Genomic DNA, 12,715 nt, shown 5'->3' with positions numbered 1-12,715 from the left:
CCGGGTTTCGCTCAAGCGTGCCACGACCTGCAACAGGAGCTGCCATGAACTTCAAGGAAATCGCCTACGAGCAGCATGGACCCGTAGTGGTCATCCGCTTCAATCGCCCCGAGCAGCGCAACTGCGTCGGCCCTGTGACCCACCGTGAACTGATCGACGCCTGGACGTGTTTTCGCGACGACGACACGGCCCTGGTGGCGATCATTACCGGCACCGGTGATCGGGCCTTCTGTGCCGGCGGCGACCTCAAGGCCGCCGCACAACTGGTGCCCTCGAACGCCGAGGAAATGGCCGCCCATGATCGCGGCGAGCGCCCCGGGATCATCGGCCCCAGCCGCTGGACCGATATCTACAAACCGGTGATCGCCGCGATCAACGGCGTGGCCTATGCCGGTGGCCTGGAATGGGCCTGTTTTGCCGATCTGCGCATCGCCGAGGAGCATGCTTCGTTCGGGGTCACCTGCCGCCGCTGGAACATCGGCCTGGCGGACGGCGGCACCCAGCGCCTGCCACGGATTGTCGGCATGGGCCGGGCCATGGAGCTGATTCTGACGGGCAAGGTGATCGATGCCCAAGAGGCGTACCGCATCGGCCTGGTCAACGAAATAGTGCCCAGCGGGCGTTCGCTGAAGCGGGCGATGGAGCTGGCCACCGTCCTGGCCGGCCTGCCGCAACCGGCCATGCGCTCGGACAAGGAAGCGGCGATTCGTGGGTACGGATTGCCCCTGGATGAAGGATTGAAAATCGAGGCGCAGTGCTTCAATCGCTCGATCCACCAGCCAGAGACCCAGGAGGGGCTGCGGCGCTTTCTCGAGCGTGATCACCCGGACCGCGATGCCCGATCGCCGTCCCTGACCCCGGGCATTGTCCGCGATCGGTGAAGGTTCGGTTGGAGGGGCGAGGGCAGAAGAGTGGGGCTTTCAGCGCAACGCCAGGCGCATGTCCCAGCAATCCAGGCCAGGGCCGTGGCCGTCGGCGATGATCTTGACGACCACGAAACCCAAGCCGGTGTAGAAGCCCTGGCTGTGCTGGCTGGTGCTGATATGCACTGCAGCGATCTGCGGCAGGCCCCTGAGCACCGCAAGCCGTGCCTCGGTCAACAACCGGCCCAGCCCCTGGCCGTGCAGCCCGTGGGCGACCATGCCCCAGCACAGGCTGGCGTTGTTGCCGTCGGCCTGGAGGGCGTATCCGCCGCAAGCGACAATCCTCGCCTCGCGCTCGAGCACGTAGTACCCCGGGGCCGAACATTCCAGGTAATCACCGAAGGCCGCACGCTCTGCTGTGTCGAAATACGCCGGGGTATTGCTGTCGAACACCCCCAGGCAGGCATCACGATCGCTCAAGGCAAAGGGGCGGATCTGTTCAATCGAAGGGCTCATTGCAATGTCTGCTCCTTGGGTAGCACCACCTGGCGTGGTGGCGGGCCGGGCACGGCGCTCAATCCAGATGCTGGAACTCCTGGATCAGGAAGTCGATGAAGGCCCGGGTCTTTGCCGGTAGATGCCGGCGCGAGGTGTAGACCAGGTTGATCGCCAGCCTGGGCAGTTGCCAGTCGGTCAGCAAGGGCACCAGGCGACCGGCCAGCAGATCGTCATGGATCACATAGGCGGGTTGGGCCAGGATGCCCATGCCACGCAGGGCCGCGGCCCGGATGAAGTGACCGTCGTTGGACTCCAGGGCCGGTGTCGTGGCGACGGTGATCTGTTCTGCACCTCGCTGAAAGGCCAGTTCATAAGGATCGGTGGCGTAGGTGTAGAGCAGCAGTTGATGCCTGGCCAGGTCCTGGGGATGCGCTGGCCAGCCATGTTGGCTCAGGTAGTCGGGAGTGGCGGCCAGCACCCGGTGCGTCTCGGTCAGGTGACGCAAGATCAAGCCACTGTCGGGTTCGCTGTCCCGGGCTCTGATCGCCACATCGATGTGGTCGTCGATGATGTCGAAGTAGCGATTCTCGGCAATGATCTCCAGGCGCACATCGGGGTACAGCTGATTGAACCTGGGCAGTAGCGGCAGGATATGTTGCAGGCACAAGGCCAGGGAACCGGTGACCCGCAAGATGCCGGCCGGGTGGTTCTTGCTCGCGGTCACCGCATCGGTAGCCCCTTGCATGGCCAGCAGTGCAGCCCTGGCGTTGTCGTAGAAGTCCTTGCCGACCTCGGTGACATAGAGCCTGCGCGTACTGCGCTCGATCAAGCGCACGCCGAGTCGGTCCTCCAGCGCCGCCAAGTGGCGGCTGGCCGCCGCATTGGAGAGGCTCAGGGCGTCTGCCGCCTTGCTCAGGCTGCCCAATTCTGCGGTCTTGACGAACAGTTCGTACTCGGTCCAGCGGTCCATCGGCATTCTTCCAGTGGATGGAAATGTGATTTCCGGAATGAGGCTTTTTCAGCCTGGAGGCTTTGTCCATCATCGCCCAATCCTTTGCAGCGAAGAAACTCGACGCTGAAGGTTATTCGAGGTGGGAGTGGCAATGACTGATCTTTTGCAGGTTGTGAAAAGCTATTTCGAAGTCTGTGTAGACGGTAAGGATGTTGAGCGGGTCAGTGAGTTCTTTGCGGCGGACGTGGTGATCCATCGTCCCGATTGCAGCCTGCCGATTGTTGGCCTGGAGCCCTTCAAGTCGGCCCTGCGTTTCAATGTAACGGATCGCTATGAGTCGATTCATACCACCTTCCAGAAAGAGGTGGTGACTGCCGATACGGTGGTCGTGGCCCTGACCCATGAGGCCAAGGGTTCCAACACCTGGCACGGGTACGACGTGACCGGCAAGGGCCTGACCTGGACCTCACTGACCTACTTCCGCTTTGGCACGGACGGTAAGATCGTTGAAGAGATTGTCGAGCGCAATGAACTGTTCATGGCCAAGCAGCTGGGCATCATCGAGTACCAGTAAGCTCGTCGGCCACTGGTCGCTATGCGCCTGCCAGTTCAGCGCTTGTTCAGCGCTCGGAACCAGGGCCCTGGGCAGGGTATTCATGCCCAGGGAAACAGCGCCTGACAGCGACTCATCGAAGGCCGCGGGCAAGGCGCCAGACCCTGGATCGCCAGGGCCTGGCCTGGGCCGATCAGGCCCGGTGATCGAAGAAATGTCCCATCAGCTTCAGCAACGGCCGGCGGCGGTTGGTCCAGGCAAAATCCCATTCACTGATCTGCGTGGCAGCGGGCTGTTGCTCCTGCCGGTGCAGCAGCGTCTGGACCTCGGCCAAGCGGTACCAGGGAACTGAAGGAAAGGCGTGGTGGACGATATGCAGGTTGAAGTTGAGGATGACGAAGCGTGACCACAGCGGCAGGTTCTTGCAGTCGTGGGAAACCAGGTCCTGCTCCCAGTACTGCAGGCGCTCGGCATCCTTGGCCAGCAAGGGGGCCTCGGCGTGGTGGGGCAGGTTCAGCAACTCCACCATGAAGAACAGGAACAGCCAGATGATCAGGTAGAACAGCACCAGGTCCGCCAGGTGGCCAAAAAACAGTGCCACGCCGGCCATCGCCACGTACCCCAGCAGGTACAGGCGGGCGAAGCGGATTTCCTTGAGGATCCGAGGCGAGTTGTCGCCCTTGGCGCGGGCGATAAAGGGGGCACGCCAGTTCAGCAGGAAATGGTTGGCGGCAATCATTGGGATCCAGTGCTTCCACATGAACTCCAGGGTCCGCTCCTGCTTCTTGGTCATGACCGCGAACTTCTCGATCATCCCGCGGTTTTCCGGGTCGTTGACCGGGTGCGCGGTCCAGGTGTGGTGGGCCATGTGGAACCGGCGCCGAACCAGGAACGGCAAGGCGATCAGCCAGCCACTGCAATGACCGATGAAGTTGTTGAGGTTGCGGTTTTCCGAGACCGCGCCGTGCAGGGCCTCATGCAGGATCAGGTAGATCTGCAGGGTGGCGAACCCGGCCAGCACCAGGCCCAGCACTTGCAGGAGGGTGGACGAGTCGAGCCACAGGTTCCAGGCCAGCACCAGCATCAGCAGGTCGGCAATCCAGAGCATGACCGTCCACGGCTCCTTGGCGCCGTCCGGAATCTGTTTTCTAACGCTAAGCCATTGTTCTTTTGTCATTTTTTTATCTCCAATAGTCATCCGCCAGGGGCCTTTCGGCCCCCGGTGGGTCAAATGGCGGTTCGAAGGGTGTGGTCGGGGTTCAGGCTGCAGAGGCCGTCAGCCAGGCGGGCGTAGGTCTGGTCGAAGAAGGCAACGTCGCCATCGAAACCATGGCTGCGGGGTGCCGGGGCAAACTCCTGGAACACCAGCATGATGCAGTCATACCTGGCACCGCCCTCCAGGTGCCAGGCCGGCAGGTAGGCGGTCATCGAGAACCCCAGGCTCATCAGGTTGGCGAGCAGTTGCAGCTTGTCGGCCAGCACATAGAGGCTCACGTACTCGACCCGTTTGCATTCTTGCAGCAGGCTGCCGAGTTCAAGGGTGGCTGCCTGCTCCGACGGGTAGCTCCCGACGCGGCCGCAGATCATCAGGGCATTGGCTTCGGAGTCGCGGGTATAGCGCAACTGGCCGTAGCGCTCACCGGCCAGCGTGCCGCTCAAGCAGGTACTCGGATACACCCCCGGCAGCGCAGCCAGCTGCAACGAGGCGTACAGGTATTGGCGAATGAAATCGACGCCCGGTGCCTGCACATACCAGGGGGCGATATGCACGAAGCCTTCCTGGGTGGGCGGGTGGATGGCGGTCAGGTGGTATTCCCGAATGCCGTCGACCTTGTCCGGGCCACCGTCGTGCCCCACCAGCACCGCCGGCTTGATCTTCTTCATCAGCGAGTGGCTGGCGATATTGCGCGTGATATAGAAGCCCAGCTCCAGGCTTGCGCACTGGTGGTTTTCCAGGCTGAGCCTGATCAGGCTGGAGATGGCCCCGGTTCTACGGGCCTCGGGCGAAATCACCCCGTGACAGACTTCCCATGACTGATTCCATGGGCGGCGGGCGATACAGGAACAACCGACGATCCGCGCCCCCTGTTCCGCGACGAACCATTGCTGCTGTCCGCCATCCATGGAGCGGCGAATATAGTCCGGGCTTTGGCAGGGGTGGGTGGTTTGTCCATACACGCTCTGGAACAACTCGGCGAGGCGCGGGATATCCTCGCCGCGCCCCGGGCGGAAAGTGAATGCATGGTTTTTTGGCTCGATGTCCAAAGGGTTGGCAGCAGCCTTATCGAGAAAGCTTGTGAGGGTCATGGCACACCCGATCTATTTTGTTTGAGGCACGCAAACGCGGTGACTGCCTGGACTGTCACGGCGCTTATTCTTGAGGGTTCAGCGGTTTGCTGTCGTCAGTTGCGGGAGTGCCGGGAATGGCACAGGCAGGAGGAGAGGGCGGTCGGCTTGCGCGAAGAGGGCTGCGGGATAGAGTCAATGCAGGGGGAATGCGCATCGTCCTTGACCTTGTACATCATGCAACTCCTGATACTTGCTGGGTTGTTATTAGTGGGCGGCTGGAGTCCTTCCAATTCACCGCGGGCGGACTATAGGGCTTGAGCGACTGCGCTCCTATCTGCCTGTCCGAACCCTGTCCCGGCAAACCCCCACATGGTATCGGTTGGTCATAGGCTGCAGGTCGCGATTGCCGCGAGTCAGGGATAAACATGAACAGCACGTTGGTTGAATATCCTGAAGTTAGTCAGTCAGCCGGGGCGAATGTATAAGACTTGATAGAGCGAGAGCATATAACTCAACTAAATAGTCATTTAGTTGAGTTATATTTTATAGTTATTAAAGTGGCAGGGTAGTTCACCAGATGACCTAGGGGTAGGTCATCCTTGCTCGTTATCTTCCAAATTTTAACGCTATCTCTCAACCATAATTGATGCTACGTACGAACTGGAGCACAGAATTATTGTGCTGTTAGGTTTTACTTCCAGTTCCTCCAGGTGATCACTTAACGAAAATCGAATTCTTACATGGATCAAAAGGAGCTGCGTTCGATGAGTTACTTCTCGGGTTGGATGCTTGAAAGCGCCCATAATTATCTCAAGGCTTCCGAGCTTCTAGACGCGCAAAACCTCCCACATATTTCCATGGGTAACGCAGCGATCAGCATGGGAATACTGCTGAAAAGCGTTATCTCTGTATCTGACCAGCATCAAGATACTTCCGGTGAAACCTATACGATTGACGTTGATGCACTCAAAGCGGCTCACAAGCATCTTCAGTCAACCGGCAAGACGCCAGCCGATCAGCGTCGTGACGGTCACGATCTGTTGACCTTGTTTCATGCCGTGCCTCCAGACATTCGTAAAGCGTTGGCCTTGGACAGCCAGGAAGATTCGTTCGAGCGGTACCGAGATGTTTTCACCAACAGCCGGTATCAGTACGAGTCGAGCAGCTGGAAATTTTCCGATCCGGTGCTGATGAGGTTGCTGCGGTGGACGCTGGCCAACGTGGTTGGTTATCACAAGGAGCGCGGATCGGAGGATGCATTCATTGTGAGTTACATCGCCAGTCTGCAAGCAGGACCTGGTGATGCGTAAGAGGCCGTGCCAGGCTTCAAATCTGACCTCCAGAGCCCCCCAGCCCCGCGTATAATGATTCGCATAATGTATATTATGTTAAATCATGTATTGTGCCGGCATGGATCAACCGCTCGCTCACGCCGTTAAGCATCTGTCGCATTCAAGGCCTTGAGGCTGATGGGTCATTCAAAATCAGGCGACCGGGTCAAGGTCATATCAGCGCCAACAACTGGATGACTCCATTGCTCCATGACGAATGATTCGTCTAGACGCGGAAGGCTTCATTCAGGCCAACCTCGTCATCCGCATTGCCATCTTCAAAACACTTAAAGCCTCTACCATCAAGTGCTGACTACAGTGCCACGGACTGAACCCTGACTAGGCGCCAAAGAAACTTCTCATCTTCATCGATCAGACGAGTTCTTGGCACTCAACAAGTCCTGGCAACAGTAAAGACCCTTACAATTTCCTCAGCGCAAACGGCGTCATGAAATCTGCTTTCATAAAAATCAAAAGCAGTTTCTACCCCGCAGTTGGAAAAATGCCTTTTTACTTCCTGCATCTCCCGTGACTCAAGACCTCCATCATTTTCTCGTAGTTTTTCCAAAAAACCGACCGAGGCCGGTTTTGGATAAATAAATATATTAGGTATGAGGATGCCTTGTTCCTCCAGCCCCTCAAAGTCTGTAAAGGTCACGGCAAAAAACACACTTTCACTTCTTGATACTTCTAACAATCTTAAAGTATTCAAAAGAAATACAGCGAGCCCTGTCAGAAAGCCAGAAGCCCCGCTGCCGCTCAGCTCATCCTTCAAGGGCTTTAAGCGGCTGTATCTTGATACAAGCGGAATTTCTTCAAAGCTTTCATAGTTGTCAAAGAATACATCCATGTCATTGTACGGTTCTTCACTGATTATTTTGCTGTAGACATCCGTAAGCTTCATTCTTAGGGGGCTCCATCCGCACTTATCAACTAATTAATTTGTTTTCTTTTACTCTGCTATAAAACTTTTAAAGCTGTTAATGAAGTGCGGTCTTATATCAGGAACGTAAGTACCGTTCATCCCGTCACTGCCTGATAAACAACTCGATGTGCCTCGGTTGGCAGTGGCACTTCCCACTTGAACAGCATGCGGCGGATATCATCGTTGCGCAGCGAGGTGTCGCGCTTCTGGTTGCGCCGCATGATTTCGTCCTCGGGGCGCTCCAGGTAAAGAATCTGCACCTGCGCGCCGTAACCGTAGAGCAAGTCCAGGGTGCGGTTGCGCATCTGCGTCGACAGGTGCGTCGAGTTCCACACAAAGGCTTTGTGCTCGCGCAACAGGGCCTTGGCCCGGTCGATGGCGTAGTGCGCAGCGGCGCCCTCGTTCTGGCCATGGCGCAGGCCAAGGGCCTGGCGCGCGTCGTCGAACGACACCACCGGCAGGTCCGGGTAGTGCTGTGCGGTCCAGGTGTCCTTGCCGCTGGCCGGCAGGCCCGAGAGCATCACCACCGACGAACCCTGCGGCGCATGCAAGGGGTAGTCAGGGTGTACCCGGGCGCCACGCAGGTACTGAATGCGTGTGTAGTCGTCGGCAAAGGCCCGCGGCCCGTGCAGGCAGCCCTCCTCCTCCGCCAGTTCGCGCCACAGTTCGATGGCGTCCAGTACATCGGCCTTGCCGGCGAAGTGGCGGCCCTGCATATCGGCCTCGGCCACGGCACAGAGCATCCACAGCGGCAGTTCCCAGGACAGTTTGTGCAACAGGAACTCAGCGCTGCGGCCGCTGCGGTCACCCTGCAGGGCGAAGAACGGCACCTGGTGCACGGCGATGATGCGGCAGATCTGCTCGCGCAGCTCGAAAGGCACGCCGGCGCGCCACAACAGCAGCCGCGCATCCACCGCGCCCCGGCGTGAGTGACCGGGCTGGCCGATACGCCCGGTATCCGGGTCGATCACCGTGGTGTCAGGCTTGGCGATGTCGTGCAACAGGGCGGCGAAGAACAGCACAAAACGCTGCTCGGCGCTGGCCTGCTGGTAGGCGGTTTGCGCCAGCAAGGCTTCGACCACCAGACGGGTATGAATCCACACATCGCCCTCGGCGTGGTAGGTCGGGTCTTGCGGTGTGTCGGCCAGGCGCGCCAGAGCCGGAATCGCCTCCAGGCAGGCGGCGGCGTCCATATCGCGCCCCGGCTCGGGGACCAGTTGCTGCAGTTGTCGAATATCCATTTCGGGATGCTCCTTCAGTAGCCGTGGCGTGGGCCCTGCCAGTCCATGGACAGGCGTGGCGCATAGAGATCGACGCCGTCGGCCAGTTGATTGGGGATAAAGGGTTGATTGGCATGGTGCTGATCGGCATCGAGGATGGCCTGGACGAAGTCCTGGCGTACCCACTTGAGCCGGCCAAGGGTCTGCTGCTCATCCTCAAGCTTCAGGTACAAGCCCTCCATGCGACTGGAGCGGTCGCACTGGCGCCAGGCACGGGCCAGGTCCAGCCCTTCGCGGCGTACCACCTGCTCGAACACCTCGCGCCAGCGCGCGCTCTTGGCCAGCGAATCGCTCACCAGCGCCATCAGTTCGGCATGCCGGCGCGGCGCCGGGCCTTCGTACAGCACCGGCACCGCAAGCACCGGCCCACCCTCAAGCAGGCATCGGCGCGCCGCGGTGGAGAGGAACAGCCCTGTGGCGCGGTCCCACACATCGAACTCGCAGAAGTAATGTGGCAAGCGGTCGTAGAACACCGAGTGCTTCTTGTGCAGCCATTCGCCATACAGCACGAAGCGGTCTTCCAGGCGCTCCAGCAACCAGTGCTCATGGGCCGTGGCCCACTGCTTGAACAGATTGAACTGGCGCTCGCGACCACCGCCGGTGAGGTAGTGACCGCGTGACTGCAGGCGCAACTCGCCGCCTGCGGTAAAGCTGATGCCGGCGTTGGCGCCATCGAGTTTTTCTTCCACCACTAGCCACTGCCCGGCCAGGGCGGCATAGCGCACCTGGCCAGTGTCAGTGTCGCCATCCTGCAGGCGTGAGCCTTGCAGGTGGGGCGTGCGGGGGTATTTGAGCAGTTCCAGGTTGTGCGCGGTGGCACGAATATCCATGTGCATGGGTTTGTCCTCGAAAATAGAGAAAAACCAACGACAGGATCAGGCAGGCATAGCGATGAAGCGCCGCCGCGTACAGGCACGGGCAGCCATCAGGCAGGATGGACCGTCGTCGGTATCAGGCGTGTTGGCGGGCGTCGGGCACTGGCTTCACCACGTGGAGAAAAGGTTGCAGAGGCTTCAGGGCGCGCATTCAACAGCAGATAGCGGCATCAGGTCAAGCCCCGAAAGGGCAAGACTCCAGCGTCCCTGCTTGCGCGAAACACCCGAGCTTTTGTCATGAAAAAACCACCTGGCGTTCATAGGGTGCTGCAAGTCATAACCTCGATAAGGAATCGATCATGAATCTTTCAAGCTTGCTGATGGCTGGAGTCATGGGGCTGGCACTTGCACCCTTGGCCCAAGCCTCGTCCACGGCTGACAGCGAAGAAAAAGCCCAGCTGCGCAAACTCTTCTGCGAATCGAAGGGCGGCGCCGATATCACTGCGCTGGGGGAGTTGAAGAAGTCCGACGACGTCGGCGCCGTGGTGGTGTGCCAGCTCCCGCCGTCGCCCACCACCGTGGTGGCAAACCAGGCGGCATCGAGCCTTGCCCCGCTGCCACTGACGCCTGTCACGGCAACGCTTGCGCCACCGTCCGGGGTCTACAAGCTCGCCCCGGGCGCCAGCAGCATAAACACCTCGTGTTCGGCCAACCTGGCCATCGCCAAATGGGCGGGTTTTCCCAATACCAGCAACGGCAACGCCAGCTTGAACTGCCGTGGATACAATGCCGGCGCAGCAGGCGGTACGCTGGGTTGCAAGATCGAATGGACCGGGCCGACCCAGGTCGCCATCGGAGTCACCCCCTACGGCGGCCAGGTAGCGGTGAACTTCAATTGCCAGGCCCTGTACTTCGGCTCCGTCGGCACGGTGATGGATTTCAGCTACGCCGATCCGACGTATCCGCGCATCCGCTATGGCTCGGTCCAGGCCACCAGCAGCATGACCATCACCCAGTGATGGGGTTCATGCTCGGCTGAGCTTCGATCAAGCGCCGGCAGGGCTGCTCCCTGCCGGTCACCCTCCTCTGCATCATTGCCTGCAGTTTTTTTTGCGCGAACGCTGCGCTTCGTTGGCCGCGGCGCAGGACATCCGCGCTATCCGAATGGTAGGCTGCCCTTCGCTCATTTCCGAACAGGCCGAGTCACCATGCCCGCTGCGCGCACTGCCAAGCCTTACTCCCTCCTGGCTATCGATGATGATCCTCAAACCCTGGTGATCCTGTCGAAGATTCTCACCGCCGAGTACGAGGTGTTCCTGGCCAAGAGCAGCGCGCGTGGCCTGGAACTGGCGATGAACAGTCAGCCTGACCTGATCATCCTGGACATCACCATGCCGGAGATGGACGGTTTCCACGTGCTCGGCGAACTCAGGAAACACCCGGCCACAGCCGCTATTCCGGTGATCTTCCTGACCTCCCGCACCAGTATCGAGGATGAGCGTCTCGGGCTTCTGCTCGGCGCGTCGGACTACATCACCAAACCCATTTCGCCTCCGGTCGTGCTGGCCAGGGTCGCTACTCACCTGGGATATCGCGACAAGCTGCTGCATCCATGCCAGCACAGCAGCGCCTCAACAGCGGGCAGCGACATGCGCGAAGGGTTCATCGGGGCCCTGGCCTTGCAGTTGCGGCATAACGACCAGGTGCATCTGGATGCCCTGCTGGACAGCTTTGCTGCCCTGCTCGCCCATGCGCTGAGCGAACCCGACCAAGCGGCTTTGCGCTCAGCGGCTTGCCTGGCATTGATCGGCCTGAACCAACCGCACAACGCGCTGCCCCAGGCAATTGGCAGCAGTCGCTTGCTGATCGAGGAAATCATCGGGCACACCAATGCCGAGGACCCCGTGCTGAACCTGGCGTGGGACCTCAGCCATGCCGATGGCCTGCTGGAGGGCTGCACGGCAGCCACATCGCCTGAGCCTCCTCCACTGTCGGCCCGTCTGTTCGCGCTCGCGCTGACGTATCACCTGGCACTGCTGCAGCCGGGGGAAAATGTCGTACATCGGCACAGCCAGGCCCTTGGGCAAATGTTCATGCATCCTGCTGCGCATGGCCTGCCCGGTGATAGCGAAGCTCTTTGTTCGACCCTGCTGAGCATCGCCCATGCTCATCTGGACACTTGAGCGAGCTCTCCGACCATGGCCAACCTGGAAGACCTCGAGCTGTTTGTCCTCATCGCCGAGTTGCAAGGGCTCTCCCCTGCGGCGCGCGCTATGTCCATCACGCCGGCGGCCGCGAGCCTGGCGCTCAAGCGCCTGGAGAACCGTCTGGGGGTAAGGCTGTTCACCCGCTCGACGCGCCTGATGAAACTGACCAGCGAGGGCGCGCGCTATCTGGACAGCGCGCAGCACGCCTTGAAGATTCTTGCCCAGGGCCAGCGTGCCCTCTCGCAGAATGACGGCCAATTAGAGCTGTCGGTGTCTTCCGACCTGGGGCGCCACCTGTTGCTCGACCTTTTGCTGCATCAGAAGAAACAGCAACCCAAACTGCAGATCCGTCTTTCTCTGAATGACAAGGAAGAGGACCTGTTCACAGGGCGGTTCGATGCCGCGCTGCGTTTTGGCCACAGCGTGACACTGGACCTGGTCGAGCTCCCCATCCTCAAGCAGCACCACTTCATCGCCTGTGCGTCACCGGCTTATCTGGCATCGCACCATTTGCCGGATCACCCTGAGCAGTTGAGCGCGCATGACTGTGTTGTCAGCCACAGCCTGGGCAAGGCCGAATCGCATTGGCGCTTCCATAACGCTGAGGAGGTCGTGCATGCACGGATCAAGGGGCTGTTCTGTTGCGATGATGGCGACATGGCAAGGCGTTGGGCACTGGCAGGCCAAGGTGTCTGCTATCTGCCCCTGCTCAATGTTGTGCAGGATTTGCAAGCTGGTCGGCTTCAACCGCTGTTACCAGGCTGGAGCGGCGATCTGGCGCCTTTGAGCCTGGTGGTCTCCCATCGCTCGCGGATTACCGCCTCATTGCGCCTGCTGCATGAATTGTTGGTCGAGGCCTGTAACGAGCGGATCGCCCGCTACCAGGCAGTGCTCGATAACGAGAGTGGTGTATCGGAGTTACCGTTGAAGCGCCACACGGTGTAAAAAGAAGTGCAACTTGCTGATGCGTATAATTATTTAAGCTGACCTAGATGAGTCACT

Annotated in this window: 13 protein-coding genes; 6 read left to right on the top strand and 7 right to left on the bottom strand. The window is 59.8% G+C overall.

The genetic code is table 11. The features are described 5' to 3' along the window. Window positions 1-44 precede the first annotated feature (44 nt). On the top strand, window positions 45-881 hold the full coding sequence (locus ACZ5BO_RS17930) for an enoyl-CoA hydratase/isomerase family protein (RefSeq protein ID WP_464695955.1): 837 nt from the start codon (window positions 45-47) through the stop codon (window positions 879-881). 39 nt (window positions 882-920) lie between these two features. On the opposite strand, the gene ACZ5BO_RS17925 is transcribed toward ACZ5BO_RS17930, so the two are convergent. Together ACZ5BO_RS17925 and ACZ5BO_RS17920 are read right to left on the bottom strand one after the other, a co-directional pair. Next, window positions 921-1,367 (bottom strand): GNAT family N-acetyltransferase, encoded by a 447-nt coding sequence (locus ACZ5BO_RS17925; protein WP_464701310.1) that lies wholly within the window; start codon window positions 1,365-1,367, stop codon window positions 921-923. A 70-nt stretch (window positions 1,368-1,437) separates the two neighbouring features. Continuing rightward, window positions 1,438-2,331, bottom strand: coding sequence for a LysR family transcriptional regulator (locus ACZ5BO_RS17920; RefSeq protein WP_464695954.1), 894 nt, complete (start codon window positions 2,329-2,331; stop codon window positions 1,438-1,440). A 133-nt stretch (window positions 2,332-2,464) separates the two neighbouring features. Here ACZ5BO_RS17920 and ACZ5BO_RS17915 point away from each other — a divergent pair, with 133 nt between their 5' ends. Beyond that, entirely contained in the window at window positions 2,465-2,887 is a 423-nt protein-coding gene (locus ACZ5BO_RS17915) for an ester cyclase (protein WP_464695953.1), read from the top strand. A gap of 172 nt (window positions 2,888-3,059) precedes the next feature. Here the strand turns inward: ACZ5BO_RS17915 and ACZ5BO_RS17910 are convergent, their stop codons facing one another. Further along, a complete protein-coding gene (locus ACZ5BO_RS17910; protein ID WP_464695952.1) occupies window positions 3,060-4,043 on the bottom strand; it encodes a fatty acid desaturase family protein in 984 nt (327 codons plus the stop codon). A 50-nt stretch (window positions 4,044-4,093) separates the two neighbouring features. Next, entirely contained in the window at window positions 4,094-5,173 is a 1,080-nt protein-coding gene (locus ACZ5BO_RS17905; RefSeq protein WP_464695951.1) for an N-acetyltransferase family protein, read from the bottom strand. Between the two features lie 746 nt (window positions 5,174-5,919). On the opposite strand from ACZ5BO_RS17905, the gene ACZ5BO_RS17900 reads away from it, so the two are divergent. After that, complete coding sequence (locus ACZ5BO_RS17900; protein WP_464695950.1) at window positions 5,920-6,465, top strand: hypothetical protein; 546 nt, start codon at window positions 5,920-5,922, stop codon at window positions 6,463-6,465. A 412-nt stretch (window positions 6,466-6,877) separates the two neighbouring features. Here the strand turns inward: ACZ5BO_RS17900 and ACZ5BO_RS17895 are convergent, their stop codons facing one another. From ACZ5BO_RS17895 to ACZ5BO_RS17885, 3 genes are all read right to left on the bottom strand, one after another. After that, window positions 6,878-7,390, bottom strand: coding sequence for an Imm15 family immunity protein (locus tag ACZ5BO_RS17895; protein ID WP_464695949.1), 513 nt, complete (start codon window positions 7,388-7,390; stop codon window positions 6,878-6,880). 116 nt (window positions 7,391-7,506) lie between these two features. Next, window positions 7,507-8,652, bottom strand: coding sequence for an AAA family ATPase (locus ACZ5BO_RS17890; protein ID WP_464695948.1), 1,146 nt, complete (start codon window positions 8,650-8,652; stop codon window positions 7,507-7,509). 14 nt (window positions 8,653-8,666) lie between these two features. Beyond that, the gene (locus tag ACZ5BO_RS17885; RefSeq protein WP_464695947.1) at window positions 8,667-9,527 is read right to left on the bottom strand and encodes an RNA ligase family protein; all 861 of its coding nucleotides are present in this window, start codon (window positions 9,525-9,527) and stop codon (window positions 8,667-8,669) included. A 338-nt stretch (window positions 9,528-9,865) separates the two neighbouring features. Between ACZ5BO_RS17885 and ACZ5BO_RS17880 the strand changes: the two genes are divergently transcribed. The 3 genes from ACZ5BO_RS17880 (at window position 9,866) to ACZ5BO_RS17870 (ending at window position 12,658) form a co-directional block, all read left to right on the top strand. Beyond that, complete coding sequence (locus ACZ5BO_RS17880; protein WP_464695945.1) at window positions 9,866-10,525, top strand: hypothetical protein; 660 nt, start codon at window positions 9,866-9,868, stop codon at window positions 10,523-10,525. Between the two features lie 189 nt (window positions 10,526-10,714). Beyond that, window positions 10,715-11,689 carry a response regulator gene (locus ACZ5BO_RS17875; RefSeq protein WP_464695944.1) on the top strand — a complete coding sequence of 325 codons (975 nt, stop codon included), beginning with the start codon at window positions 10,715-10,717 and terminating at the stop codon, window positions 11,687-11,689. 15 nt (window positions 11,690-11,704) lie between these two features. After that, window positions 11,705-12,658, top strand: coding sequence for a LysR family transcriptional regulator (locus ACZ5BO_RS17870; protein WP_464695943.1), 954 nt, complete (start codon window positions 11,705-11,707; stop codon window positions 12,656-12,658). Window positions 12,659-12,715 lie beyond the last annotated feature (57 nt).

Source organism: Pseudomonas sp. FFPRI_1, from assembly GCF_055384485.1.
This window is presented reverse-complemented; position numbering and strand designations above follow the sequence as displayed.

What these genes read in the sequence shown, in the direction of transcription:
- ACZ5BO_RS17905 (WP_464695951.1), bottom strand. Translation starts at nt 5,173, where the DNA reads ATGACCCTCACAAGCTTTCTCGATAAGGCTGCTGCCAACCCTTTGGAC.
- ACZ5BO_RS17920 (WP_464695954.1), bottom strand. Translation starts at nt 2,331, where the DNA reads ATGGACCGCTGGACCGAGTACGAACTGTTCGTCAAGACCGCAGAATTG.
- ACZ5BO_RS17915 (WP_464695953.1), top strand. Translation starts at nt 2,465, where the DNA reads ATGACTGATCTTTTGCAGGTTGTGAAAAGCTATTTCGAAGTCTGTGTA.
- ACZ5BO_RS17910 (WP_464695952.1), bottom strand. Translation starts at nt 4,043, where the DNA reads ATGACAAAAGAACAATGGCTTAGCGTTAGAAAACAGATTCCGGACGGC.
- ACZ5BO_RS17895 (WP_464695949.1), bottom strand. Translation starts at nt 7,390, where the DNA reads ATGAAGCTTACGGATGTCTACAGCAAAATAATCAGTGAAGAACCGTAC.
- ACZ5BO_RS17890 (WP_464695948.1), bottom strand. Translation starts at nt 8,652, where the DNA reads ATGGATATTCGACAACTGCAGCAACTGGTCCCCGAGCCGGGGCGCGAT.
- ACZ5BO_RS17885 (WP_464695947.1), bottom strand. Translation starts at nt 9,527, where the DNA reads ATGCACATGGATATTCGTGCCACCGCGCACAACCTGGAACTGCTCAAA.
- ACZ5BO_RS17930 (WP_464695955.1), top strand. Translation starts at nt 45, where the DNA reads ATGAACTTCAAGGAAATCGCCTACGAGCAGCATGGACCCGTAGTGGTC.
- ACZ5BO_RS17870 (WP_464695943.1), top strand. Translation starts at nt 11,705, where the DNA reads ATGGCCAACCTGGAAGACCTCGAGCTGTTTGTCCTCATCGCCGAGTTG.
- ACZ5BO_RS17880 (WP_464695945.1), top strand. Translation starts at nt 9,866, where the DNA reads ATGAATCTTTCAAGCTTGCTGATGGCTGGAGTCATGGGGCTGGCACTT.
- ACZ5BO_RS17875 (WP_464695944.1), top strand. Translation starts at nt 10,715, where the DNA reads ATGCCCGCTGCGCGCACTGCCAAGCCTTACTCCCTCCTGGCTATCGAT.
- ACZ5BO_RS17900 (WP_464695950.1), top strand. Translation starts at nt 5,920, where the DNA reads ATGAGTTACTTCTCGGGTTGGATGCTTGAAAGCGCCCATAATTATCTC.